Origin of the sequence: Microbacterium sp. 10M-3C3, assembly GCF_003931875.1 — a bacterium.
Classification (GTDB): domain Bacteria; phylum Actinomycetota; class Actinomycetes; order Actinomycetales; family Microbacteriaceae; genus Microbacterium.
The window spans coordinates 145670-168827 of sequence record NZ_CP034245.1; the positions used below are offsets into that span (position 1 = coordinate 145670).

20 protein-coding genes are annotated in these 23158 nt (G+C 70.7%); 12 read left to right on the forward strand and 8 right to left on the reverse strand.

Annotation, left to right across the window (positions count from 1 at the left end; translation table 11 throughout):
* The first annotated feature begins 247 nt into the window (after window positions 1-247).
* From EI169_RS00670 to EI169_RS00685, 4 genes are all read left to right on the forward strand, one after another.
* Window positions 248-3094, forward strand: coding sequence for a hypothetical protein (locus EI169_RS00670; RefSeq protein ID WP_125130052.1), 2847 nt, complete (start codon window positions 248-250; stop codon window positions 3092-3094).
* A 329-nt stretch (window positions 3095-3423) separates the two neighbouring features.
* Window positions 3424-3768 carry a metalloregulator ArsR/SmtB family transcription factor gene (locus EI169_RS00675; RefSeq protein WP_125130054.1) on the forward strand — a complete coding sequence of 115 codons (345 nt, stop codon included), beginning with the start codon at window positions 3424-3426 and terminating at the stop codon, window positions 3766-3768.
* A 44-nt stretch (window positions 3769-3812) separates the two neighbouring features.
* Entirely contained in the window at window positions 3813-4778 is a 966-nt protein-coding gene (locus EI169_RS00680; RefSeq protein ID WP_125130055.1) for an SRPBCC family protein, read from the forward strand.
* A 148-nt stretch (window positions 4779-4926) separates the two neighbouring features.
* Window positions 4927-5421 carry a hypothetical protein gene (locus EI169_RS00685; RefSeq protein WP_125130057.1) on the forward strand — a complete coding sequence of 165 codons (495 nt, stop codon included), beginning with the start codon at window positions 4927-4929 and terminating at the stop codon, window positions 5419-5421.
* Between the two features lie 105 nt (window positions 5422-5526).
* Here the strand turns inward: EI169_RS00685 and EI169_RS00690 are convergent, their stop codons facing one another.
* The 4 genes from EI169_RS00690 to EI169_RS00705 all read right to left on the reverse strand — a co-directional run bounded on the left by EI169_RS00690 (window position 5527) and on the right by EI169_RS00705 (window position 7906).
* Window positions 5527-6291, reverse strand: a complete 765-nt coding sequence (locus EI169_RS00690; protein ID WP_125130059.1) for an ABC transporter permease — start codon at window positions 6289-6291, stop codon at window positions 5527-5529.
* Window positions 6288-7088, reverse strand: a complete 801-nt coding sequence (locus EI169_RS00695; RefSeq protein ID WP_125130061.1) for an ATP-binding cassette domain-containing protein — start codon at window positions 7086-7088, stop codon at window positions 6288-6290. The genes EI169_RS00690 and EI169_RS00695 overlap by 4 nt, the downstream gene beginning before the upstream one ends.
* 123 nt (window positions 7089-7211) lie before the next feature.
* Window positions 7212-7580 carry a DUF1048 domain-containing protein gene (locus EI169_RS00700; protein ID WP_125130063.1) on the reverse strand — a complete coding sequence of 123 codons (369 nt, stop codon included), beginning with the start codon at window positions 7578-7580 and terminating at the stop codon, window positions 7212-7214.
* Window positions 7577-7906: a PadR family transcriptional regulator gene (locus EI169_RS00705; RefSeq protein ID WP_125133258.1), complete on the reverse strand. Its 330-nt coding sequence runs from the start codon at window positions 7904-7906 to the stop codon at window positions 7577-7579. Before EI169_RS00705 ends, EI169_RS00700 begins: the two co-directional genes overlap by 4 nt.
* A 260-nt stretch (window positions 7907-8166) precedes the next feature.
* Here EI169_RS00705 and EI169_RS16735 point away from each other — a divergent pair, with 260 nt between their 5' ends.
* From EI169_RS16735 to EI169_RS00740, 8 genes are all read left to right on the forward strand, one after another.
* The gene (locus tag EI169_RS16735) at window positions 8167-8340 is read left to right on the forward strand and encodes a DUF1990 family protein (RefSeq protein WP_240640516.1); all 174 of its coding nucleotides are present in this window, start codon (window positions 8167-8169) and stop codon (window positions 8338-8340) included.
* A gap of 143 nt (window positions 8341-8483) precedes the next feature.
* A complete protein-coding gene (locus EI169_RS16475; RefSeq protein ID WP_164515396.1) occupies window positions 8484-8636 on the forward strand; it encodes a hypothetical protein in 153 nt (50 codons plus the stop codon).
* Window positions 8633-8722 carry a potassium-transporting ATPase subunit F gene (locus EI169_RS00715; RefSeq protein WP_125130065.1) on the forward strand — a complete coding sequence of 30 codons (90 nt, stop codon included), beginning with the start codon at window positions 8633-8635 and terminating at the stop codon, window positions 8720-8722. The genes EI169_RS16475 and EI169_RS00715 overlap by 4 nt, the downstream gene beginning before the upstream one ends.
* 1 nt (window position 8723) lies before the next feature.
* Window positions 8724-10406: a potassium-transporting ATPase subunit KdpA gene (gene kdpA, locus EI169_RS00720; RefSeq protein WP_125130067.1), complete on the forward strand. Its 1683-nt coding sequence runs from the start codon at window positions 8724-8726 to the stop codon at window positions 10404-10406.
* Window positions 10407-10408: 2 nt separating this feature from the next.
* Window positions 10409-12574 carry a potassium-transporting ATPase subunit KdpB gene (gene kdpB, locus EI169_RS00725; protein WP_125130069.1) on the forward strand — a complete coding sequence of 722 codons (2166 nt, stop codon included), beginning with the start codon at window positions 10409-10411 and terminating at the stop codon, window positions 12572-12574.
* Between the two features lie 11 nt (window positions 12575-12585).
* Window positions 12586-13191, forward strand: a complete 606-nt coding sequence (gene kdpC / locus EI169_RS00730; protein WP_125130071.1) for a K(+)-transporting ATPase subunit C — start codon at window positions 12586-12588, stop codon at window positions 13189-13191.
* A gap of 104 nt (window positions 13192-13295) precedes the next feature.
* Window positions 13296-15866: a DUF4118 domain-containing protein gene (locus EI169_RS00735; protein WP_125130073.1), complete on the forward strand. Its 2571-nt coding sequence runs from the start codon at window positions 13296-13298 to the stop codon at window positions 15864-15866.
* The gene (locus EI169_RS00740) at window positions 15863-16534 is read left to right on the forward strand and encodes a response regulator (protein ID WP_125130075.1); all 672 of its coding nucleotides are present in this window, start codon (window positions 15863-15865) and stop codon (window positions 16532-16534) included. The genes EI169_RS00735 and EI169_RS00740 overlap by 4 nt, the downstream gene beginning before the upstream one ends.
* Before the next feature lie 109 nt (window positions 16535-16643).
* Here EI169_RS00740 and EI169_RS00745 read toward each other — a convergent pair whose 3' ends face one another.
* The 4 genes from EI169_RS00745 to EI169_RS00760 all read right to left on the reverse strand — a co-directional run bounded on the left by EI169_RS00745 (window position 16644) and on the right by EI169_RS00760 (window position 23001).
* Window positions 16644-18629 (reverse strand): APC family permease, encoded by a 1986-nt coding sequence (locus tag EI169_RS00745; protein WP_240640748.1) that lies wholly within the window; start codon window positions 18627-18629, stop codon window positions 16644-16646.
* A gap of 255 nt (window positions 18630-18884) precedes the next feature.
* Window positions 18885-20099, reverse strand: coding sequence for an amidohydrolase (locus tag EI169_RS00750; RefSeq protein ID WP_125130077.1), 1215 nt, complete (start codon window positions 20097-20099; stop codon window positions 18885-18887).
* Between the two features lie 76 nt (window positions 20100-20175).
* Window positions 20176-21273 carry a LacI family DNA-binding transcriptional regulator gene (locus EI169_RS00755; RefSeq protein ID WP_125130079.1) on the reverse strand — a complete coding sequence of 366 codons (1098 nt, stop codon included), beginning with the start codon at window positions 21271-21273 and terminating at the stop codon, window positions 20176-20178.
* Window positions 21274-21318: 45 nt separating this feature from the next.
* Window positions 21319-23001, reverse strand: coding sequence for a glycoside hydrolase family 13 protein (locus EI169_RS00760; RefSeq protein WP_125130081.1), 1683 nt, complete (start codon window positions 22999-23001; stop codon window positions 21319-21321).
* Window positions 23002-23158 lie beyond the last annotated feature (157 nt).

The following is a 23158-nucleotide window of genomic DNA, read 5'->3' on the forward strand; positions in this document are numbered from 1 at the left end:
CCCTTCCGAAAACGCCTCCTATACCAGGTTCAAAGCCGGGACTTACATTTCCGACTCGGCACGCGGAAGATCTCATCGCGAGCTCAGACGGCGAAGAACGCACCGTTCGACGCGGTTGACACCTGGACAGGCGCACGGGGAACGACGTGAGATGTCCCGATGATGGCCTATGGCGGAGCGGGGGATGTCGCCGCCGGTCGATAAGTTGGGAGTCCCACCCGCCGGGAATCGGATGCCGAGGAGAGCTGTGCACTACAACCTCGAACAGCTCGGCCCCACCGGCTTCCAAGACCTCGCCGCGTCCCTCGCGGTCGCCGTGTTCGGTCCGAACGTGCAGGTCCTCGGGGCCGGGCGCGACGGCGGACGGGACATGACTCACACCGGGCGCACGGTCTGGGCCGCCGACGGTGACGAGGCGGCCGAGGTCTGGGATGGCTACACGGTGTTCCAGGTCAAGCACAAGCGGGAGCTTGCTGCCGCGCCCGCGGACAATGCGGCGTGGCTGCGCGCCGAGATCGGCAAGGAGCTGGAGCGCTGGGCAGACCCCACCAGTGATCGCAATCCCGTTCCCGACTACATCGTGATCGTGTCGAACGTGCCGCTGAGCCCCTACCCGGGAAGCGGCGGGTACGACGCGCTGCGCGCCGATATCGAGCAGTTCATCAGCCGCTTCGAAGACAGCTCCCGCGACCCGGACGCGACCGCGCACGACCTACGTGTCGAGAAGCTGGCCCGCCTGCGGAAGATCCGCGCGTGGCAGTTCTGGGACGGATATCAGTTACAGGCTCTCCTGGACGGTCACGCCACGGTGCGGCACGCGTTCCCCGCGTTCCTCACCGCAGCGGACGTGTTCGCGAACCTCGGCCAGTTCACGAACAACCTGCCCCTGGACAAGCTGGAACCCGCCCTCCGGTCGCACGCACGAGCGGCGTTGACCAGTGAGGGACTGATCTACTTCGACGAGGCGGGCGGGAGTGAAGGCACCGGCTTTCCCGTCTATGAGCTGGCCACCGACCTGCCGGTCACGGTCGCCGACGGCACGAAGCAGTCCAGCGCGATCACCTATGTCCTGGAGCGGGCCGAGCACATGCTGAAACCGCGTACAACACCGCACCCCCGACCCCGTCACCTCGTCATCACCGGTGCGCCCGGGAACGGCAAGACCACGCTGTCGAAGTTCCTGGTGCAGGTGTATCGGGCGGCGATGCTCGACGGTGCGAGCTCACTCAGTCTGGATCAGCAGACCGTGATCGATGGCACCAAGACCGCGTTGACACGGCTCGGCCGGGAGCTGCCCCGTCACCGGCGGTGGGCGATGCGCATCGATCTGGCCGAGTACGCGCAGGAGGGCGGCCTGGTCACCGACTCCACGCTGCTGCGGTGGATCGCACAGAAAGTCTCCGCCCGGTCCAACATGGGCGACGTGCAGCCTTCGCTGCTGAAGACCTGGATGACCCGCTGGCCCTGGCTGATCGTGCTCGACGGACTGGACGAAGTCACTGAGCCGCAGACCCGCAAGCGACTCATCCAGCAGGTCACGGAGTTCGTCGACGAATCCGAGGCGGACAACTGCGACACCCTCGTCGTGCTGACCACCCGGCCGGTCGGATACACCGAGCACATCGCACCGAACCACTTCGAACGCATCGACCTGGACTACCTGGCACTGACTGAGGCGGTCCGCTACGGGACGCTCGCGATCAAGGTACGGCTGCGCGGCGACACCGACCGCGCCGAGCGGGCGCTGCGCCGGCTCCGCGAAGCAGCAAACGACGAGGCGCTCCAGAACCTGCTGCGCACCCCGCTGCAAGTGCTGATCCTCACGATCATCGTCGAAGCCTCCGGGCAACTCGCCCCCGACCGGTTCAGTCTGTTCTGGAACTACTACGACACCGTGTTCAAGCGTGAACGCGACAAGGTCAGCGACTTCAGCCATCTGCTGCGTGAACACGCCCCCCAGATCCAGCAACTCCACGAACGCGTCGGATTCGAACTGCAGGTGCGCAGCGAGACAGCCGAAAACTCCTACGCGACCCTGTCGTTCGACGAACTCCGACAGCTGACCTGGTCCGTGCTGCATGCCGACGGATTCGATCCATCGGGCAAGCACTCCGAGCTGCTCACCCGCGTCCTCACCGCCGCCACACACCGCCTCATCCTGATCGCACCCCGCGGCGCCGAAGGATACGGATTCGATGTCCGCTCCCTCCAGGAGCTGATGGCAGCCATGCACCTCACCAACGCGGCGCCCGACGTCGTGCTGCAACGCCTCCGGAGGGCGGCTGCCAGTCCGCACTGGCGGAACACCTGGATCTTCGCCGCCGGCCGCCAGTTCGCCATCCCCCAAGCCCATCAACGGCAAGCCATCGTGGACCTCGTCGACACCGTCGACGACGACGCATCGGAACGTCTTGGCCGGATCGTCCGGCTCGCACCCCGGCTCGCCCTCGAGATCATCGACGACGGCATGGCTCGCGCCCTCCCGAAGTGGCGCAACGCGTTCATCAAGCAGGGGCTGCAGGTGCTGCTCGAACCCTCCCCGGCGGACCTTCCCGCGATCGCGCGCGTGCTCGTGCGGTATGCCGACATCAGCAGCGAACAGGCCACCGAAGTCGCCCACGGGATCCGGCGTGCCCTCGACGCCGACGCCACCGCACGCCACACCGCGCAGCAACTTCAGAAACTGATCCCCCAGATCACCGCAGAACTCGACACGGGACTGCACGCGAAATCTCTCGCCCGCGTCCTTCGCAGCCCGAACGCTTCCCCCCACGGTGCCGCCCCCACCACCGACTGGAACGCATTCGATGAAGAGATCCTCACGGCGCCCCTCCCCGCAGCATCCGATCAGGTGCTTCGCGATGCCGCTGACGCGCTCCACGAGATCAGCACTGCGACTCCAGACGACACCGCGGTCACCGCCGTACTGTCCTCGCTCGATTCACCCGACATCGCCCAGGTGCTGGAATCGGCGACAACACACGTCGCGCAGCACCGGACGACCTTCATGACTCTGCGAGATCTGATCCTCCCGATCGCGTACCGTCAACCCATCGGAGACGCACTCCGAGGCGACGACCCGGCGCAGGACTGACCTCTACATCAAGCGAGCCTGAGCGTCCAGCCGCCCACCTCAATCCGAACAAGTCGACATCAGCGCACGACCGTGGGGAACCAGGTACCGAGCGTCTGCAGTTCGGCCACCTCCATGAGGCCGGCGCCTCCGTCGAGACCTTCAGGCGACTCGGGCAAGACATATACCGCAATCGCAGGGACCAGACGAATTCCGACGGAGAGTCTCGTGACACTTGGTGTCACCACGATTCCCGCCAGTGTCATGTAAAGCCCGTTTGTGTCATCTCAAACCGTTCCCGACAGGGAAAGGCTTGACTTAGAGTCGCGAGAGGTCTAATGTACAACCAAATGGTTGTACAAAGTGATCTCGATGACGCGGCGGTGGACCGGATCTTCCGGGCTCTCGCCGACGCCACGCGGCGCGACATCGTCCGTCGCACCCTGATCGGCGAGCAGTCGGTGTCGGAGCTCGCCGCCGAGTACGCCATGAGCTTCGCGGCGGTCCAGAAGCACGTGAGCGTGCTCGAGGCCGCCGAGCTCGTGGTCAAGAGAGCCGAAGGGAGGGAGCGACTCGTGCGTGCCGATCCGGAGCGGATCGCGCGCGTGCGCGAGCTGCTCGCCCAGTACGAGCAGCTGTGGCGTTCGCGCGTCGATCGCCTCGACGACCTGCTGCGGGACGATCCCGCGACCTGAACGACCGGCCGGATGCTGCGGCATCCGAATTCGAAGGAGAAGCAATGCCCGTCACATCCGTCACCACCGACCCGGAGGCCCTCACCTTCACGATGGTCGCCGAGTTCGCCGCCACGCCCGAGCGGCTGTGGTCGGCGCTGACCGACCCCCGCCAGCTCGAGCGCTGGTGGGGCCCTCCCGGGTACCCCGCGAACTTCGGGCGGTTCGACCTGCAGCCCGGCGGCCTCGTCGACTACGCCATGACCGGTCCACGGGGCGAGGTCTTCCGCGGCCGCTGGGAGGTGCTGGGCGTCGAGGCGCCGCACACGCTGGAGGTGCTGGACTCGTTCGTCGGCGACGACGGCGAGGTCGCGGCCGACATGCCGACCTCTCGCGCCGTGTGGCGCGTCGAGGGCGGCCCGCAGGGCGCGCGGCTCACGAGCACGACGTATTTCCCCTCCGTCGAGGCGCTCGAGCAGATGACGGCCATGGGCATGGTCGAGGGCTCCACCCAGGCCGCCGACCAGCTCGACGTCGTGCTGCAGGACCTCCGCGAGTACGCCGCGGGCAAGGGCACGCGGGTCGAACTGCTCGATGACACGCATGTGCGCATCACGCGACTGATCGACGGTCCGCGCGAGCTCGTCTGGCGGGCGCATCACGAGCCCGAGCTGCTCCGGCAGTGGATGCTCGGCCCCGACGGGTGGACGATGCCGGTGGCGGACACCGGCGACACATACCGCTTCGAGTGGGAGCCCGCGCCGGGCGTCCAAGGGGAGCGCTTCGGCTTCGAGGGCGAGACGCTGTATTCCGAGCCGCCGCAGCGCGAGGTGTCGACCGAGCGCATGATCGGCATGCCGGGTGAGGGCACGGTGAACGACCTGTCGCTGTACGAGGAGGACGGCGTCACTCTGCTGACCCTCCTCATCACCTACCCCGACAAGGAGACGCGCGACATGATCCTGGCCACCGGCATGGCCGACGGCATGGAGGCGTCGTACGCCCGGCTGGAATCGCTCGTCCTGGCCTGACGACCCAGCCCTCGCCCGCGCCATCCGGCCCCTTCGCTCCGTGCGAGGGGGCCGAGTGGCGCGGGCGAAGCGTGAGGAATCGACGCGGCGGCGCACGGATGGCGTCAGGACGCCGGTGCGGGCGGATGCGGCGGCGTAGACCGGTGGCGTGACCCTGACGTCCCTTCTCCCCACGCTCCGCGAGAGCATCCCGACCCCCTTCGACGCCGCCGCGTGGCCCGCTCGCAGCGTGCCCTCGACCGACGACGTGACCGTCGCCGCCGTCTCCCTGCGCCGCTATGCCGAGCTGTGCGGCACGCCGTGCGTGTGCACCGGGCCGGCCATCATCCCGCTCTCGGGCGGCGCGGCCTCGCCGACCGACAGCACCACCGTCGTGCTCATGCGCGTGACGGCGGCGGATGCCGGCGGCATCCGCGTCGACGCGCGCCTGTCGGCGCTGCATCCGGTGTGGCGCGAGGCGCGCCTGCTCGGACGCGTCTCGCACGCGTACGACGAGCCGTTCGCCGTGTACGGCGGCGACTCCGAGGAGGCGACCGCGAGCGTCGTGCTGCCGGGCGATCCGCGCCCGGGTGATCTGATCGCGGTGCCATGCGCCGGGTGCCACTCCGTCGGAGAAGTGCGCTGCGCCCGCGCGGAGGCGTGAGCATGCTGTGATCAGCCCGCGGCCCGTGAGACTGCACCTTCGCCACGAGACAGCGCGCGACGGCTGCTGTCTCGTGGCGGAGATGCTGTCCCGCGCTCGGGCCGGTCAGCGGATACGGCGGGCGTAGAGCACGCTCGCGATGATCCACGCGACGACGAGGATGCCGACGCACCAGGCGAGCGCGATCCACAGCTCGACGCCCACCGGCTGGCCGGACAGCAGGGCGCGGATGCTGTTCACGATCGAGGTGACGGGCTGGTTCTCCGCGAACCAGCGCACCGGGCCGGGCATCGACTCCGTCGGCACGAACGCCGAGCTCAGGAACGGCAGGAAGATCAGCGGATACGAGAACGCGCTCGCCCCGTCGACCGAGCGCGCCGTGAGACCCGGGATGACCGCGAGCCACGTGAGGGCGAGCGTGAACAGCACCAGGATGCCCGCGACCGCGAGCCATCCGCCGATGCCCGCGCCGGTGCGGAAGCCCATGAGGAGCGCCACCCCGATCACGATCGCGAGCGACACGACGTTGGCCACGACCGACGTGAGCACGTGTGCCCACAGCACGCTCGATCGGGCGATCGGCATCGAGCGGAACCGCTCGACCATCCCGCCCCGCTGGTCGAGGAACAGCCGGTAGGCCGTGTACGAGATGCCCGACGCGACCGTGATCAGGAAGATCCCCGGCAGCAGGTAGTTCACGTACGGACCGTCGCCGCCCGTGGAGATCGCCCCGCCGAAGACGTAGACGAACAGCAGCAGGAACGCGATCGGCATGAGCGCGGTCGTGATGATCGTGTCGGGGCTGCGCAGGATGTGGCGCAGCGACCGGCCGGTGAGCACGGCGGTGTCGCCGAGGGCATGAGACATCACAGGTCTCCCTTCGGAATGCCGGCGTCGCCGGCGGTCGGGGGTGCGGCCGGAGCCGCGCCGGTGAGGGCGAGGAAGATCTCCTCGAGCGAGGGCTGCTTCTCGACGTACTCGACGCGCGCCGGCGGCAGCAGGCGCTTCAGCTCCGCGAGCGTGCCGTCGGCGATGATGCGCCCCTCGTGGAGCACCGCGATGCGGTCGGCGAGCTGCTCGGCCTCCTCGAGGTACTGCGTGGTCAGCAGCACGGTGGTGCCGGATGCGGCGAGCTCCCGCACGGCCGCCCAGACCTCGCGGCGCGCCTCGGGGTCCAGCCCCGTGGTCGGCTCGTCGAGGAACACCACGGCCGGCTCGCCGATGAGGCTCATCGCGATGTCGAGCCGTCGGCGCATGCCGCCCGAGTAGGTGCCGGCACGGCGGTCGGCGGCATCCGTCAGCCCGAACCGCTCGAGGAGGCGCGCGGCGACCCCGCGCGGATCGGCGACGTGGCGCAGCTGCGCGACGAGCACGAGGTTCTCGCGGCCGGTGAGCACGTCGTCGACGGCCGCGAACTGGCCCGTGAGGCTGATCGCCGCGCGCACGTCGGCCGGGCGGGCGGCCACGTCGATCCCGGCGACCGACGCCTCGCCGGCGTCGGCGCCGAGCAGCGTCGAGAGGATGCGGATGGTGGTGGTCTTGCCGGCGCCGTTGGAGCCGAGCAGCGCGAAGATGCTGCCGGCGGCGACGTCGAGGTCGACGCCGCGCAGCACGGGAGTGTCGCGGAAGGCCTTCTCGAGGCCCCGCACGCGGATGGCGGTGGACATGGTCTCTCCTTCGAAAGGGTGGTTTTCGGGCGCACTCGATCACCGCTGCGACCGGCGTGGTCGCGCGTTCGGGGTGCGGGGCGCGGATGCGGCGGGGCCGCCGCATCCGGAGTCAGCGGGGGATCAGCTCGGCTGCGGGCCCTCCGCGTCGGCGATCGTGGCGCGCAGGCGAGCGCGCTCCTTGTCGATCCACGTGCGGCTGGCGTACGCCGCAGCGAACTCCTCGGCGAAGCCCACGGGGTCGTCGCCGACGATCTCGTGCACGGGCGTGCCGTCGGCCGCCGCGCGCTCGAACAGGTCGGCGAGGCCCGTGATCATGCGTGTCGCGTCGTCGCCGTCGGTGATGCCGCCGGCATACATCAGGTACCGGTGGACGCCTCTCGCGGCGGTGCGCCACGGATCGGGCAGCGCGTCGATGCGCGCCATGTCCTGCTTGTACTGCTTCTTCTGCTCGAGCACTCCGGTGAGCTTCTCGTACCAGGCCATGATCAGTTCCTTTCGCTGCGGAGCTGCTCGAGCCGGTCGGCGAGCGAGCCCCAGGTGGTCCAGAATTCGGTGAGCTGCTCCCGCCCGGCGGCGTTGAGCGTGTAGACCTTGCGCGGCGGCCCCTTCTCGGACGGGACCTTCTCGACGTCGACGAGGCCGCGCTGCTCGACGCGGACGAGGAGCGCGTAGATCGTGCCCTCGGCGATGTCGGCGAATCCGCGCTCGCGCAGGTTCGCCGTGATCTCGTATCCGTAGGCGGCGCGCTGGTCGAGCACCGCGAGCACGATCCCCTCCAGGACGCCCTTGAGCATCTCGGTGTCGTTCTTGCCCATGTCGCGCCCTCCCATCTATTCAGTGTTGCTGAGTACCGGTACAAAGTAACACTGACTACCGCTACCTAGCAACACCGAATACCCGATTCCCGTCTACGTTCGCCGTATGGACCTGCCGCTCACGTACGCCGAGGTCGGCGCCACCGGCGGAACGATGCCCGACGGCTACCACCACGTCCGGGTGGAGCGTGTCATCGGGCACGGTCCGGAAATCTTCGCCCGTGCCGCCGACGCGCTCCTGGCGGGAGAGGTGCAGCGACGTGCGGGCGCCCGCATCCGAGGAGCGCTTCGCACTCGAGCTGACCGCATCCGGCGCCGTAGTGTTCCGGATCACCGCGTTCTCGAAGCCCGGGCGGTGGTTCACGCGCCTCGGCGCCCCCCTCGCGCGCCTCGTACAGACCCGCATGACGCGCCGCTACCTCGCCGCCCTCTGACCCCGTCCGCGCCGGCCGCGTCGGCACTGGACGGTGCGGCGCGATGCGGCGTTCGTGAGGAGAGCGTGAGGGGGCGGGCGGGGGCCGTATGGATTCCGTGAGGACGGCGGGACGCGGCATCCGGCCGGGGTTGCATCGGAGGCGTGACCGGGGCGTTCCCGGCATCCGCGCCACAGCAGCGCGCGGTCCCTCATCCGTCCAAGGAGCATCTCGTGCTCGATGTGATGTACATCGTCGCGACGATCGCGTTGTTCGCGCTCGTCGGCCTCGTCGCCAAGGGGGCCGAGAAGCTATGACGTTCTTCTCGATCCTCGCGGCCGTTCTGGCCATCGCCGCCGTCGTCTACCTCGTGATCGCGCTCGTGCGCCCGGAGAAGTTCTGACATGGGTGCCGGAGTGATCTGGTCCATCGTTCTCTCGAGCGCGACCCTCGTCCTCGCGCTGGGGCTGGCCTACCGGCCGCTCGGCGACTACATCGCCCACATCTACACGACGACGAAGCACTGGCGTGTCGAGCGTGCCACCTACCGTCTGATCGGCGTCGACGCGTCCGGCGAGCAGACGTGGCAGGCCTACGTGCGCTCGGTGCTGCTCTTCTCGTTCGTGAGCGTCATCTTCGTCTACGCGATCATGCGGCTCCAGCCGCTGCTTCCCGCGTCGCTCGGTCTCCCCGCGCCGGGCGAGGCGCTGTCGTTCAACACGGCCGTCTCGTTCGTCACGAACACCAACTGGCAGTCGTACTCGGGTGAGGTCACGCTCGGCTACACGGTGCAGTTCGCCGCGCTCGCGGTGCAGAACTTCGTCTCGGCCGCCGTCGGCATCGCCATCGCGATCGCCCTGGTGCGCGGCTTCGCGTTCCGTCGCAGCGGCGTCATCGGCAACTTCTGGGTCGACCTCGTGCGCGGCACCTACCGGCTGCTGCTGCCCCTGTCGATCATCGCCGCGGTGATCCTCCTCGCCGGCGGTGCGATCCAGAACCTGTCGGGGTTCACGGATGCGGCGACCGTCGCGGGCACGACGCAGTCGATCCCCGGCGGCCCTGTCGCCTCGCAGGAGGCGATCAAGCTCCTCGGCACCAACGGCGGCGGCATCTTCAACGTCAACGCCGCGCACCCGTTCGAGAACCCCACCCCGTGGACGAACCTGCTCGAGGTGTTCCTCCTGCTCGTGATCCCGTTCGCGATGCCGCGCGCCTTCGGCAAGATCGTCGGCGACAACCGTCAGGGATACGCGATCCTCGGCGTCATGGCCGGCATCTTCGTCGTATCGGCCACGCTCACGACCGTGTTCGAGGCCATCGGCGCGGGCACTGCCCCGCAGCTGGCCGGCGGCGCGATGGAGGGCAAGGAGGTGCGCTTCGGCATCTTCGGCTCGACGATCTACGCGACCGCCACGACACTGACCTCCACCGGCTCGGTGAACTCGATGCACGACAGCTACACGGCCCTGGGCGGCATGATGCCGATGATCAACATGATGCTCGGCGAGATCGCGCCGGGCGGTGTCGGTGCGGGCCTGTACGGCATGCTGATCCTCGCGGTCATCGCGGTGTTCGTCGGCGGGCTGCTCATCGGCCGCACGCCCGAGTACCTCGGCAAGAAGATCGGGCCGCGCGAGATCAAGCTCGCGAGCCTGTACATCCTCGTCACCCCCGCGCTCGTGCTGCTGGGCACCGCGCTCAGCTTCGCGATCCCGGGCATCCGTGACGACGTCGAGTCGACCTCGATCTGGAACCCCGGCGTGCACGGGCTGAGCGAGGTCGTCTACGCGTTCACGTCGGCGGCGAACAACAACGGCTCGGCGTTCGCGGGCCTCACCGCGAACACGCCGTGGATGAACACCGCGCTGGGCGTGGCGATGCTCCTCGGCCGCTTCGTGCCGATCGTGCTCGTGCTGGCGCTGGCGGGCTCGCTCGCCGCGCAGGACAAGGTGCCGGCGACCGTCGGCACGCTGCCCACGCACCGGCCGCAGTTCGCCGGCCTCCTCGCGGGCGTCGCGATCATCGTGACCGCCCTCACCTACTTCCCGGTCCTCACCCTCGGACCCCTCGCTGAAGGACTCGTCTGACCATGTCCACATCGACCACCCTCGACCCGGCGCACGACGCGGGGGAGCACGGCGACGCGGAGACGTCGCGCACCACGCGTGCGTTCAGCCCCGCGCAGATCGCGCAGGCGCTGCCCGGTGCCCTGCGCAAGCTCAATCCCGCCGCGCAGTGGCGCAACCCCGTCATGTTCCTCGTGTGGATCGGCGCGGCCCTCACGACCCTCATCGCGATCGCCGAGCCGTTCCTCGGCGGCCCGGAGAGCTCGGGAGGCACCGCGGTGCCCGCCGGATTCACGTGGGGCATCGCGATCTGGCTGTGGCTCACGGTGTTCTTCGCGAACATCGCCGAGGCCGTCGCAGAGGGCCGCGGCAAGGCGCAGGCGGCGACGCTGCGCAAGACCCGCACCACCACGACCGCGCGGCGTGTGGTCGACTACGACGCGGCGGGCGACCCTGCCGCGCAGTCCGCGCCCCTCGAGGACGTCGCGTCCGGCGACCTGCGCGTCGGCGATGTCGTGGTCGTCGAGGCGGGGCAGCTCATCCCCGGCGACGGCGACATCGTCCAGGGCATCGCCACGGTCGACGAGTCGGCCATCACGGGCGAGTCGGCCCCCGTCGTGCGCGAGTCGGGCGGTGACCGCAGCGCCGTCACGGGCGGCACGCGCGTGCTCTCCGACCGCATCGTCGTGGCCATCACCTCCAAGCCCGGTGAGACCTTCGTCGACCGGATGATCGCGCTCGTCGAGGGTGCGTCGCGTCAGCGCACGCCCAACGAGATCGCGCTGAACATCCTGCTGGCGAGCCTGTCGATCGTGTTCGTGGTGGTCGTGCTCGTCCTCAACCCGATCGCGTCGTACGCGGCGTCGCCGGTGTCGATCCCGGTGCTCGTGGCGCTGCTGGTCTGCCTCATCCCTACCACGATCGGCGCTCTGCTGAGCGCGATCGGCATCGCGGGCATGGACCGCCTGGTGCAGCGTAACGTCCTGGCGATGTCGGGCCGCGCCGTCGAGGCCGCGGGCGATGTCACCACTCTGCTGCTGGACAAGACCGGCACGATCACCTACGGCAACCGTCGGGCGACCGACTTCGTGCCCGCGCCCGGCATGGCCCAGCGCGGGCTCGCCGAAGCCGCCTCGCTGTCGTCACTGGCCGACCCCACGCCCGAGGGCACCTCGGTCGTGGAGCTGGCCGCCGCGCAGGGCGTCGTGGCCGAGATGCCCGCCGGCGCGGTCGCGGTGCCCTTCACGGCGCAGACCCGCATGAGCGGCGTCGACCTGCCCGACGGCACGCAGGTGCGCAAGGGCGCCGCATCCGCGGTGCTCGCGTGGCTCGAATCCGAGGGCGGCGGCGTGCCGACGCACGTGCGCGCGCAGATCACGAGCGACACCGACGCGATCGGCGCGTCCGGCGGCACGCCGCTGGTCGTGGCCACGGTGACGGCGGGTCAGGGCCGCGCGCTCGGCGTGATCCACCTCAAGGACGTCGTGAAGGACGGCCTGCGCGACCGCTTCGGCGAGCTGCGGGCGATGGGCATCCGCACCGTCATGATCACGGGCGACAACCCGCTCACGGCGAAGGCGATCGCCGCCGAGGCGGGCGTGGACGACTTCCTCGCGGAGGCGACGCCGGAAGACAAGCTCGCGCTCATCAAGCGCGAGCAGGAGGGCGGCAACCTCGTCGCGATGACCGGTGACGGCACGAACGACGCGCCCGCCCTCGCGCAGGCCGACGTCGGCGTGGCGATGAACACGGGCACGTCGGCGGCCAAAGAGGCCGGAAACATGGTCGACCTCGACTCCGACCCCACGAAGCTCATCGACATCGTCCGCATCGGCAAGCAGCTGCTCATCACGCGCGGTGCGCTCACCACGTTCTCGCTGGCCAACGACATCGCGAAGTACTTCGCGATCATCCCGGCCATGTTCATGGGCGTGTTCCCGGGGCTGGCGGCGCTGAACATCATGCAGCTGTCCTCGCCCGCGTCGGCGGTGACCAGCGCGATCGTCTTCAACGCGATCGTGATCGTCGTGCTCATCCCGCTCGCGCTGCGCGGTGTGAAGTACCGCGCCGCGAGCGCGTCCCAGATCCTCAGCCGCAACCTCGTGATCTACGGGATCGGCGGAGTGATCGTCCCCTTCATCGGCATCAAGCTCATCGACCTCCTCGTGAGCCTCATCCCCGGCTTCTGAAAGGCCCTGCCATGCGCACCACTCTGCGTACCACCGGTGTCGCCGCGCGAGCGATGGTGTTGTTCACCCTGCTCCTCGGCATCGGCTACATGCTCCTCATCACCGGCATCGGCCAGGCCGCCTTCCCCTTCCAGGCCAACGGCTCGCTCGTCCGCGACGCCGACGGCCAGGTCGTCGGCTCGCAGCTGATCGGGCAGTCGTGGACGGATGCCGACGGCAACGCGCTGCCGGAGTACTTCCAGTCGCGCCCCTCCGCCGCCGGCGACGGCTACGACTCCACGGCATCCAGCGGGTCGAACTGGGGCCCCGAGAACGAAGACCTGATCGCCGCGATCGAGGAGCGCAAGGCCGCGATCGCCGCGCTCGATGGCTCCGGCGCGATCCCCGCCGACGCCGTGACGGCATCCGGATCGGGTCTCGATCCCGACATCTCGGTCGCCAACGCGGAGCTGCAGGCCGCCCGGGTCGCAGAGGCCCGCGGCATCGGCGAGCAGGAGGTGCGCGACCTCGTCGCCCAGCACGTCCAGCCGCGCGACTGGGGCTACCTCGGCGAGCCGCGCGTGAACGTGCTCGAGGTCAACCTCGCGCTCGACGCGCTCGCGCCGGCCTCGCGCTGAGAGAATCCCCTCATGTCCCGCACGAGAACGCGCGTATGCACGCTCTGCAGTCCGCAGAACCGTGAATACGCGCGTTCTCGCGCGGCGGTTGACGGCGGGCGCGCGTGAAGCGGGGCAAGCTGCGCGTGCTCCTCGGGGCGGCGCCGGGCGTCGGCAAGACGTACGAGATGCTCGAGGAGGGGCGGCGACTGCGCGACGAAGGCCGCGACGTCGTCATCGCCATCGTCGAGACGCACGGCCGGGTCGCGACCGCCGCGCAGGCCGAGGGGCTCGAGGTCGTGCCGCGCCGCGTGATCGACCATCGCGGCGTCGTGCTCGACGAGATGGACCTCGACGCGGTGCTCGCCCGTCGCCCCAAGCTCGCCCTCGTCGACGAGCTGGCCCACACGAACGCCCCCGGTTCACGGCATCCGAAGCGCTGGCAGGACGTCGAGGAGCTGCTCGACGCCGGCATCGACGTCATCACGACCGTCAACGTGCAGCACATCGAGTCGCTGAACGACGTCGTCGAGAAGATCACGGGCATCGTGCAGCGTGAGACGGTGCCGGATGCCGTCGTGCGCGGCGCCGATCAAATCGAGGTCGTCGACCTCGCGCCCCAGTCGCTGCGCGACCGGCTCGCGGCGGGCTCGGTGTACCCGGCGGAGCGGATCGACGCCGCCCTGTCGAACTACTTCCGCCTCGGGAACCTCACGGCGCTGCGTGAGCTCGCCCTGCTGTGGCTCGCCGACGAGGTAGACAGCGCTCTGAAGTCGTACCGCACCGAGCACGGCATCGAGGGCGCGTGGCAGGCCCGCGAGCGTGTCGTGGTCGCCCTCACCGGCGGCTCGGAGGGCGAGACGCTGCTGCGCCGCGGCGCGCGGATCGCGGCGCGCTCGGCCGGCGGCGAGCTGCTCGCCCTGCACGTCACGAGCCAGGACGGGCTCCGCTCGGAGGCGCCCGGCGCACTCGCCGCCCAGCGGGCGCTCGTCGAGTCGCTCGGCGGCTCCTACCACCAGGTCGTCGGCGACGACATCGCGCGCTCCCTCGTCGAATTCGCCCGCTCGGTGAACGCGACGCAGCTCGTCATCGGCGTGAGCCGACGCAGCCGCCTCGCCGCCGCGCTCACCGGCCCCGGGATCGGCGCGACGGTCGTCCGCGAGTCCGGCGACATCGACGTGCACATGGTCACGCACGCGGCCGCCGGCGGACGGCTGACCCTGCCGAAGCTCACCGGCGCCGCGCTGAGCCTGCGCCGCCGCATCCTGGGCTTCGTGCTGGCCCTCCTCGGCGGGCCGCTGCTGTCGCTCCTGCTCATCGCGACGAACACCGACTCGTCGATCACCGCCGACGTGCTCGCGTATCAGCTGCTCGTCGTCGTGGTCGCCCTCGTCGGCGGCATCTGGCCGGCCGTGTTCGCGGCCGTGCTCTCGGGGCTCACGCTCGACTTCCTGTTCATCGAGCCGATCTACACGATCACGATCGACCAGTTCGACCACGCGCTCGCCCTCGTGCTCTACGTCATCATCGCGATGCTCGTGAGCTTCGTCGTCGATCAGGCCGCACGGCGCGCGCGAGCGGCGCGGCGCGCGATCGCCGACTCGGAGCTGCTCGCGACGGTTGCCGGCAGCGTCCTGCGCGGCGAGAGCGCATTGCCCGCGCTCGTCAGCCGCACGCGCGAAGCGTTCGGGTTGGCCGGGGTGCGCCTGGTCGCCTCGAACGGCGACGTGCTCGCCTCCGACGGCGAACCGCTGGGGGCAGACACCGGCGGGATCGTTGCCGCCCGGCGCGGCGGCAGCGACGGCGTGCTGCGCGTGAACGTGGGCGAGGGGGCCCACGCCGCCACGCTCGAGCTGCACGGACGTGATCTGGATGCGGCGGAGCGGCGGCTGCTCGATGTCATCGTCGCCCAGCTGTCGGCGGTGCTGGAGCGCACGACGCTCGCCGAGGCGGCCCGTGAGGCGACCCAGCTCGCCGAGACCGACCAGGTGCGCTCCGCCCTCCTCTCGGCGGTGAGCCACGATCTGCGCCGGCCACTGGCCGCCGCGGTGGCCGCGCTGGGCGGCCTGCGCGCCGCCGACGGGCACCTTTCGGAGGACGACCGTCACGAGCTCCTTGCGACCGCCGATGAGAGCCTCGCGACCCTGTCGGCCCTCGTCACCGACCTCCTCGACGTGAGCCGGGTCGAAGCCGGCGTCCTCGCCGTCTCGATCCAGCAGGTCGATGTCGCGGGCGTCGTGCTCGCGGCCGTCGACGAGCTGCACCTCGGGCCCGCCGACGTCGAGCTCGCCCTCGACCCGGATCTGCCGCCGCTCGCGGCCGACCCGGTGCTGCTGCAGCGCGTCGTGGTCAACGTCCTCGCCAATGCGCAGCGTTTCGCGCCGGTGGGCACCCGCGTGCGCGTGGCGACGAGCCGGCTGGGCGGCTGGGCCGAGATCCGCATCGTCGACCACGGCCCGGGGGTCGAGCCCGATCGGCGCGACGAGATGTTCGCGCCGTTCCAGCGCCGTGGCGACACCGACAACACCACGGGCCTGGGCCTGGGCCTCGCGCTCTCACGCGGCTTCGCGGAAGGGATGGGCGGCACGCTCACGCCCGAGGGCACCCCCGGCGGCGGGCTCACGATGGTGATCGGGCTGCCGATCGCCGCCGACGCCGTGACCGACCTCGTTGGCCGAGCGGGAGGAGAGCGGTGAAGATCCTGATCGCCGACGACGATCCGCAGCTGGTGCGGGCGCTGCGCATCACGCTGACGGCCCACGGCTACGAGGTGGTCGCGGCACCCGACGGCGCCGCGGCGATCGCGCTCGCGGCGCAGACCCACCCCGACGTCGTGCTCCTCGATCTGGGCATGCCGAAGCTCGACGGCGTGCAGGTCATCGAGGCCCTCCGCGGCTGGACCGCCGCGCCGATCCTCGTCGTGTCGGGGCGCACCGGATCGGCCGACAAGGTCGAGGCGCTCGACGCGGGCGCCGACGACTATGTGACGAAGCCGTTCCAGATCGACGAGCTGCTCGCGCGGCTGCGCGCGCTCGGGCGACGCAGCGCCGCTGCATCCGCGGAGCCCGTCGTGCGCTTCGGCGACGTGACGGTCGACCTGACGTCGAAGAGCGTCGAGCGCGCGGGTGCGCGCGTGCACCTGACGCCGACGGAGTGGCGGATGCTGGAGTTCCTCGCCCGCAACCCCGGCTCGCTCGTGACGCGGCAGACCCTGCTGAAGGAGATCTGGGGCAGCGAGCAGGTCGCCGACTCGGGCTACTTGCGGTTGTACATGTCGCAGTTGCGCAAGAAGCTCGAGGCCGACCCCGCGCACCCCGCGCACCTCCTCACCGAGCAGGGCATGGGCTACCGCCTCGTGGTGTAGCCCCCCCCACCTCGCTTCTGCTCCCCCGCACCGAACCGCCTCGTGGCGGCGCGGTGGGGCGGAACGGTGGGGGGGCGGGGGCAGGAGGCCGCGCGCCCGCGGGAGGGCGCTAGGAGTTGTCGGGCGGGCCGGAGGGGCGCGTCGCGCGGCGGGCGTGCGGCACGTGCCCGGGGAGCGGGGCCGGCTGGCCGCCGCGCTGCTGGCCGGGCAGCGGGCGCGAGCGACGGCCGTAGATGAGCTCGGAGGAGTCGAGCAGCCACGGCACGAGCGTGATCGACACCCCGTGCACGAGCATGAGCTGCTGCGCGAGGCGCCGCGACCTGCGGTTGTGCAGGATCGTCTCCCACCAGTGCCCCACGATGTACTGCGGCAGGTACACGGTGACCACGGCCGAGCCGTGCTTCTCGCGATACTTCTTGATGAAGCTCACGATCGGGCTCGTGTACGCGCGGTACGGCGACTCGATGATCACGAGCGGGACGGGCACGTTGTGCTCCTCCCACTGCTTCTGCAGCCGATCGGCATCCGCCTCGTCGATCGCGACGTGCACCGCGAGCGTCTTGTCGTGCCGCGCCGCCATCGCGTAGTCGATCGCCTTGACGACGGGCTTCTGCAGCCGGTTGACCAGGACGATCGCGACGTCGCCCTCGGAGCCGAAGTGCACGGTGTCGTCCATCCGGATCTCGTGCTCGACGTCGCGGTAGTACCGGTTCACGCCGATCATCAGGGTCGCGAGGATCGGGATCGCGAGGAACACGAGGTAGGCGCCGTGCGTGAACTTCGTGATCGTGACGATCAGGAGCACGAGCACCGTGAGCGACGCGCCGGCGGAGTTGATCCACAGGCCCGAGATCGCCGAGCGGCGCTCGTAGCGGGCCGCGCTCTGGCGCCGGGCCTCCTCCGGCAGGTCGCGCATGTTGCGCAGCACGCGGCGCCAGTGCCGCACCATGCCGATCTGCCCGAGCGAGAACGACACGAACACGCCGATGATATACAGCTGGATGAGGGTCGTGAGGTTCGCCTGGTAGACGATCAGCACGCCGATGGCGACGATGCCGAGGATGATCATGCCGTTCGAGTACACCAGGCGGTCGCCGCGGGTGTTCAGCGCCTTGGGTGCGTAGCCGTCGCGCGCGAGCACCGCGCCCAGCAGCGGGAAGCCGTTGAACGCGGTGTTGGCCGCCAGCAGCAGCACCGCGGCAGTGGCGGCCTGGATGATGAAGAACGGGATGCTGCCCATCCCGAAGGTCGCGGCGGCCACCTGCGCCATGAGGCTCGGCTGCGGCTGGTTGGCGCAGTCGAAGCCGATCAGGTGGCACGGGTTCTCGGCGTAGTGGACGCCGGCGACCAGCGCGAGGACGGTCAGACCCGAGAACAGCAGGATCGCGATGCCGCCCATGAGGGTGAGCGTCGTCTGCGCGTTGCGGATCTTCGGCTTGCGGAACGCGGGGACGCCGTTGCTCACCGCTTCGACACCGGTCAGGGCGGAGCATCCGCTCGAGAACGCGCGCAGGATGAGGAGGATGACCGCGATCTGCCCGAGGTCTTCGGCCCGCACGGCGTACTGGGCGCTCGAGGCGACGGGCGCGTCGCCGAGCACCGTGCGGCCGAGGCCCACGGCGATCATGACCGCGACCGAGCCGATGAAGAGGTAGGTCGGGACGGCGAACACGGTCGACGCCTCGCGGACGCCCCGCAGGTTGACGATGACGATGAGGATGACGAACCCGACGGCGATCTCGACGCGGAAGGGATTCAACGCCGGGATCGCGGAGATGATGTTGTCCACTCCCGATGCGACCGAGACCGCCACGGTCAGCACGTAGTCCACGAGCAGTGCCGCCGCGACCACGACGCCGGGCACCTCGCCGAGGTTCGTGCGGGCCACCTCGTAGTCGCCGCCGCCCGACGGGTACGCCTTGATGAGCTGCCGGTAGCTGAGCACCACCACGACCAGCAGCACGACGACCGCAGCCGCCACCCACGGGCTGAACGACAGGAACGCGAGTCCTCCGACCAGCAGGATCATGAGCAGTTCCTGCGGCGCGTACGCGACCGACGACAGCGCGTCGGACGCGAAGATCGGCAGCGCCATCTTCTTGGGGAGGAGCTGCTCGTCGAGCTTGCCGGAGGTCAGCGGTTCGCCCAGCAGGATGCGCTTGGCGGCGGGTACTTGAACCGGCTCGACGTCTTCGGCCGGTTCACGACTGGTGTCGGTCACGGCGCGCGACACTACGCCGAAGCGAACCGGTATGCAACGTGACGCACCCGCCGTTGTATTCCCGGTACTTTTCCGGTCACCGTCGGGCGCTTGCGGGGCCCGGCGCCCGGCCGTCGCCGCGGCGCTGGCTCAGCCGAGGAACTCGCGAGCGGCGACGACGAGGTTCTCGACCCCGCGGTCGATCGTCGGCTGGATCACCGGTGCGAAGAACGGGGAGTGGTTCGTCGGGATGTCGCGCTCGACGGTGCCGGCGACCACCGCGTCGGCGAAGGTCTGCGGGTCGATGCCGCCCCAGAACCAGTACACGAGCGGCGCGCCCGACTCCCGCGCGAACCACGACACGTCCTCGCTGCCGGTGAACATGCCCGGGTCGACGACGCTGCCCGCGCCGAACGCGTTCTCGAACGCGGCGACGAGGCGGGCCGTCGCATCCGCGTCGTTGATCGTGGGCGGCAGCGTGTGGTCGGTGGAGATCGTGGGCGGCGTTTCGGCCCCGGATGCGGCGGCCTCGGCCCGCACGATGCGCTCGACCTTCTCCAGCACGCGGTCGCGCGCGGCGTCGTCGGGGTAGCGCAGGCTGAGCTCGAGCTTCGCCTCGGCGGGGATGATGTTGTTCTTCAGCCCCGCGTGGATCGAGCCGACGGTGACGACGGCGACATCGCGCGGGTCGACCTCGCGCGACACGATCGTCTGCAGACGCATGACGGTGGCGGCGGCCATGACGACCGGGTCGATCGTCGAGTGCGGGCGGGAGCCGTGCCCGCCGCGGCCGTGCAGCACGACGGTGAGTCCGTCGGACGCGGCCATCTGCGTGCCGGGGCGCACGCCGATCGTGCCGGCCGGCAGCGGCGTGAGGTGCTGGCCCAGCACGATGTCGGGCGCGGGATAGCGGTCGAGCACGCCGTCGGCGATCATCGCCTGCGCGCCGGCGCCGTACTCCTCGGCGGGCTGGAACACGGCGACGATCGTGCCCGACCACGCGTCCTTCGTCGCGTTCAGGCGCTCGAGCGCGCCGAGCATCGCGGTGATGTGCATGTCGTGGCCGCACGCGTGCATGACGGGCACGTCGGTGCCCGCCGGGTCGACGCCGCGCGCGGTGCTGGCGTAGTCGAGCCCGGTGCGCTCCTCGACGGGGAGCGCGTCGGTGTCGGCGCGCAGCCATACGACCGGTCCGTCGCCGTTGCGGATCGTCGTGACGATGCCGGTGCGGCCCACGCCCTCCTCGAACTCGAGCCCGATGGCGCTCAGCTGCTGTGCGATGACCCCGGCGGTGCGCGTCTCCTGGAAGGAGAGCTCGGGGTGACGGTGCAGGTCGCGGTACAGGGTCTCCAGGTCGATGCTCATCCCCCGAGCCTACGCGCGGCCGGTCCGCGGGCGCTTTCTGCCGAAGCTCCTGAGAAACGAACGGCGGATGCGGCGCTCAGCCCGCCGGCGGGGCCGTCGTCTCGCGCACGACGAGCTCGAACGGCAGCACCCCGGCCCGCCCGCGTCCCGCTCCGCGCTCGCCGTGTCCCACTTCTTGCGACCACGACGCCTCCGAAGCCGCAGAAAGTGGGACATCGTCGGCGGGGGCGGCGGCGGATGCGGTGGGCTCGAGAGCGCGCAGGACCTCGGCCGCCGCGCGCTCGCCCTGGCCGTGCGGGCGCTGGTCGATCGTCGTGAGGTGGAAGAACTCGCCCAGCTCGTGCCCGTCGACACCGACCACCGACAGGTCCTCGGGCACGCGCACGCCCGCGTCGCGCGCGGCGAGCACCGCGCCGATCGCCATCTCGTCGGACGCCGCGAAGATCGCCGTCGGCCGGTCGCGTTCGCGCAGCAGCTGCGTCGCCGCGCGGGCGCCGCCTTCCAGGGTGAAGTCGGCCGGCGCGAACAGCGCGGTCGTGAGCGACACCCCCGCATCCGCGAGGGTCGCCTCGAACCCCTGCCGCCGCTGCGTCGGGATGCGGAACTCCCGGTCGAACTCCGGCGCGGCGCCGATGTGCGCGATGCGGCGGTGGCCGAGGTCGAGCAGGTGGCGCGCCGCGGTGCGCCCGACCGCATCGTCGTCGACCGCGAGCGTCGCCAGCCGCGGGTTCGGGCCGCCGATCGCGATGACGGGGAGGTCGAGCTCGAGGAGGCTCCGCGTCTCGTCGTCGTCGAGCTTGAGCGACACCGCGATCATCGCGTCTACCCGCCGGCGGCGCACCGCGGTCTCGAACACCGCCCGGCGGGCCTCCGCGTCCTCCGGCACCGCGTACAGCGTGATGTCGTAGCCGCGCGGCCCGAGGCCCGCGGCGACCCCGCCGAGCACGGTGCTGAAGAACCAGCGGTCGATGTGCGGCACGACGACGCCGACGTTGCGAGTGCGGCCGGTCGCGAGGCTCGACGCCGCGGCCGACACGACGTAGCCGAGCCGATCGGCGGCGCGCAGCACGCGCTCACGGGTGGCGGCCGAGACGGTGCCGCGGCCGCTGAGGGCACGCGACACGGTCGCGGTCGACACCTGCGCGAGGCGTGCGACGTCGTCGATGCTCACCATGACGGGTGCGGCGTGGTCGTCACGGGCGGATGCGGCGGCCGCCGCTCACTCTGCGGCGATCCACACGGTCGTGTCGGCGGGCAGCAGGTCGCCCTCCAGCGGCCCGCTCGCTGCGAGCAGCGCGCCGGCGGGGAGCGCGACGGGCGCGGCGGCCGAGACGTTCGCGATCACGAGCACGTCGCCGTTGCGGAACGCCACGACCTCCTCGCCGTAGCCCTCGAGCCACTCGAGCGACCCGGCGCCGAGCGCGCGGGCGCGGCGCTCCGCGAGCAGTGTGCGATACAGCTCGAGCGTCGAGTCGGGGTCGCCGACCTGCGCGTCGCGAGCGAGCAGCGCCCACTCCGCCGGCTGCGGCAGCCACGAGGCCCCGGTGGGGCTGAAGCCGTACCCGGGTGCGGCCGCCGTCCACGGCAGCGGGACGCGGCATCCGTCGCGGCCGTAGCGCTCGCCGTTCGTGCGGAACCACGTCGGGTCCTGCCGCGCCTCGTCGGGGAGGTCGATCGCCTCGGGGAGGCCGAGCTCCTCGCCCTGGTAGATGTACGCCGAGCCGGGGAGGCCGAGCATGAGCGTCGTCGCGGCGCGGCCGCGACGCAGCCCGAGGACCGGGTCGGGCTTACCCGGGGTCTTCGGGCCGATCCCGTAGCCCTGCGGGTTGTCGGCGGTGACGGCCAGGCGTGAGGCGTGGCGCACGACGTCGTGGTTCGACAGCACCCACGTGCTGCGCGCGCCGACCGCGGAGTAGGCCCGCAGCGACTCGTCGATCACGCGGCGCAGCTTCGCCGCATCCCACTCGGTCTCGAGGTACTCGAAGTTGAACGCCTGATGCATCTCGTCGGGGCGCACCCACAGGGCGGTCTTCTCGATCGTCGGCAGCCACGCCTCGGCGCACAGGGCGCGGTCGCCGTCGTACTCGGCGAGGAGCTCGTGCCAGTCGCGGTAGATCTCGTGCACGCCGGGCTGACCCCAGTAGGGCACCGACGCCTCATCGCCGCCCATCGACCCGGCGCTCGGGTCGGCCGTGTAGTCGGGGAGGCCGTCCTGCTTGACCAGACCGTGCGCGACGTCGACGCGGAAGCCGTCGACCCCGCGGTCGAGCCAGAAGCGCAGCACGCGACGGAACTCGGCGCGCACCTCCTCGTTCGACCAGTCGAAGTCGGGCTGCGACGCGTCGAACAGGTGCAGGTACCACTGGCCGGGCGTGCCGTCGGGCTCGGTCACGCGGGTCCACGCCGGGCCGCCGAAGACCGATTCCCAGTTGTTGGGCGGCAGCTCGCCGCTCGCGCCGCGGCCGTCGCGGAACATGTACCGGGCGCGCTCGGGGCTGCCGGGCGCCGCGCGCAGCGCCTCCTGGAACCATACGTGCTGGTCGGAGGAGTGGTTGGGCACGAGGTCGACGATGATCCGGATGCCGCGGGCGTGCGCGCCGGCGAGCATCGCGTCGAAGTCGGCGAGCGTGCCGAAGAGCGGGTCGACGTCGCAGTAGTCGGCGACGTCGTAGCCGGCGTCCTTCTGCGGCGAGCGCTGGAACGGGCTCAGCCACAGCGCGTCGACGCCGAGCTGCTGCAGGTCGTCGAGGTGCGCGGTGACGCCGGCGAGGTCGCCCATGCCGTCGCCGTCGCTGTCGGCGAACGAGCGCGGGTAGATCTGGTAGATGACGGCTGTGCGCCACCATTCGGAGCCGCGGCCCGCGGATGCGTCGACGCGGGCGTCCTCCTGCGTGAGAGTCATGGTGCCCACGATAGTGCAAGCGCTTGCACTCGCGGGCATCCGTTCGCGCACCGGTCGTTCCGGAGGAGATCGAGGTTCGGGAGGGCCGATGCGCCGCATCCACCCTCCCGAGGCCGGATCTCCTCCCGAGCCCACCGCGCCTCGCGGGTATCGTGGG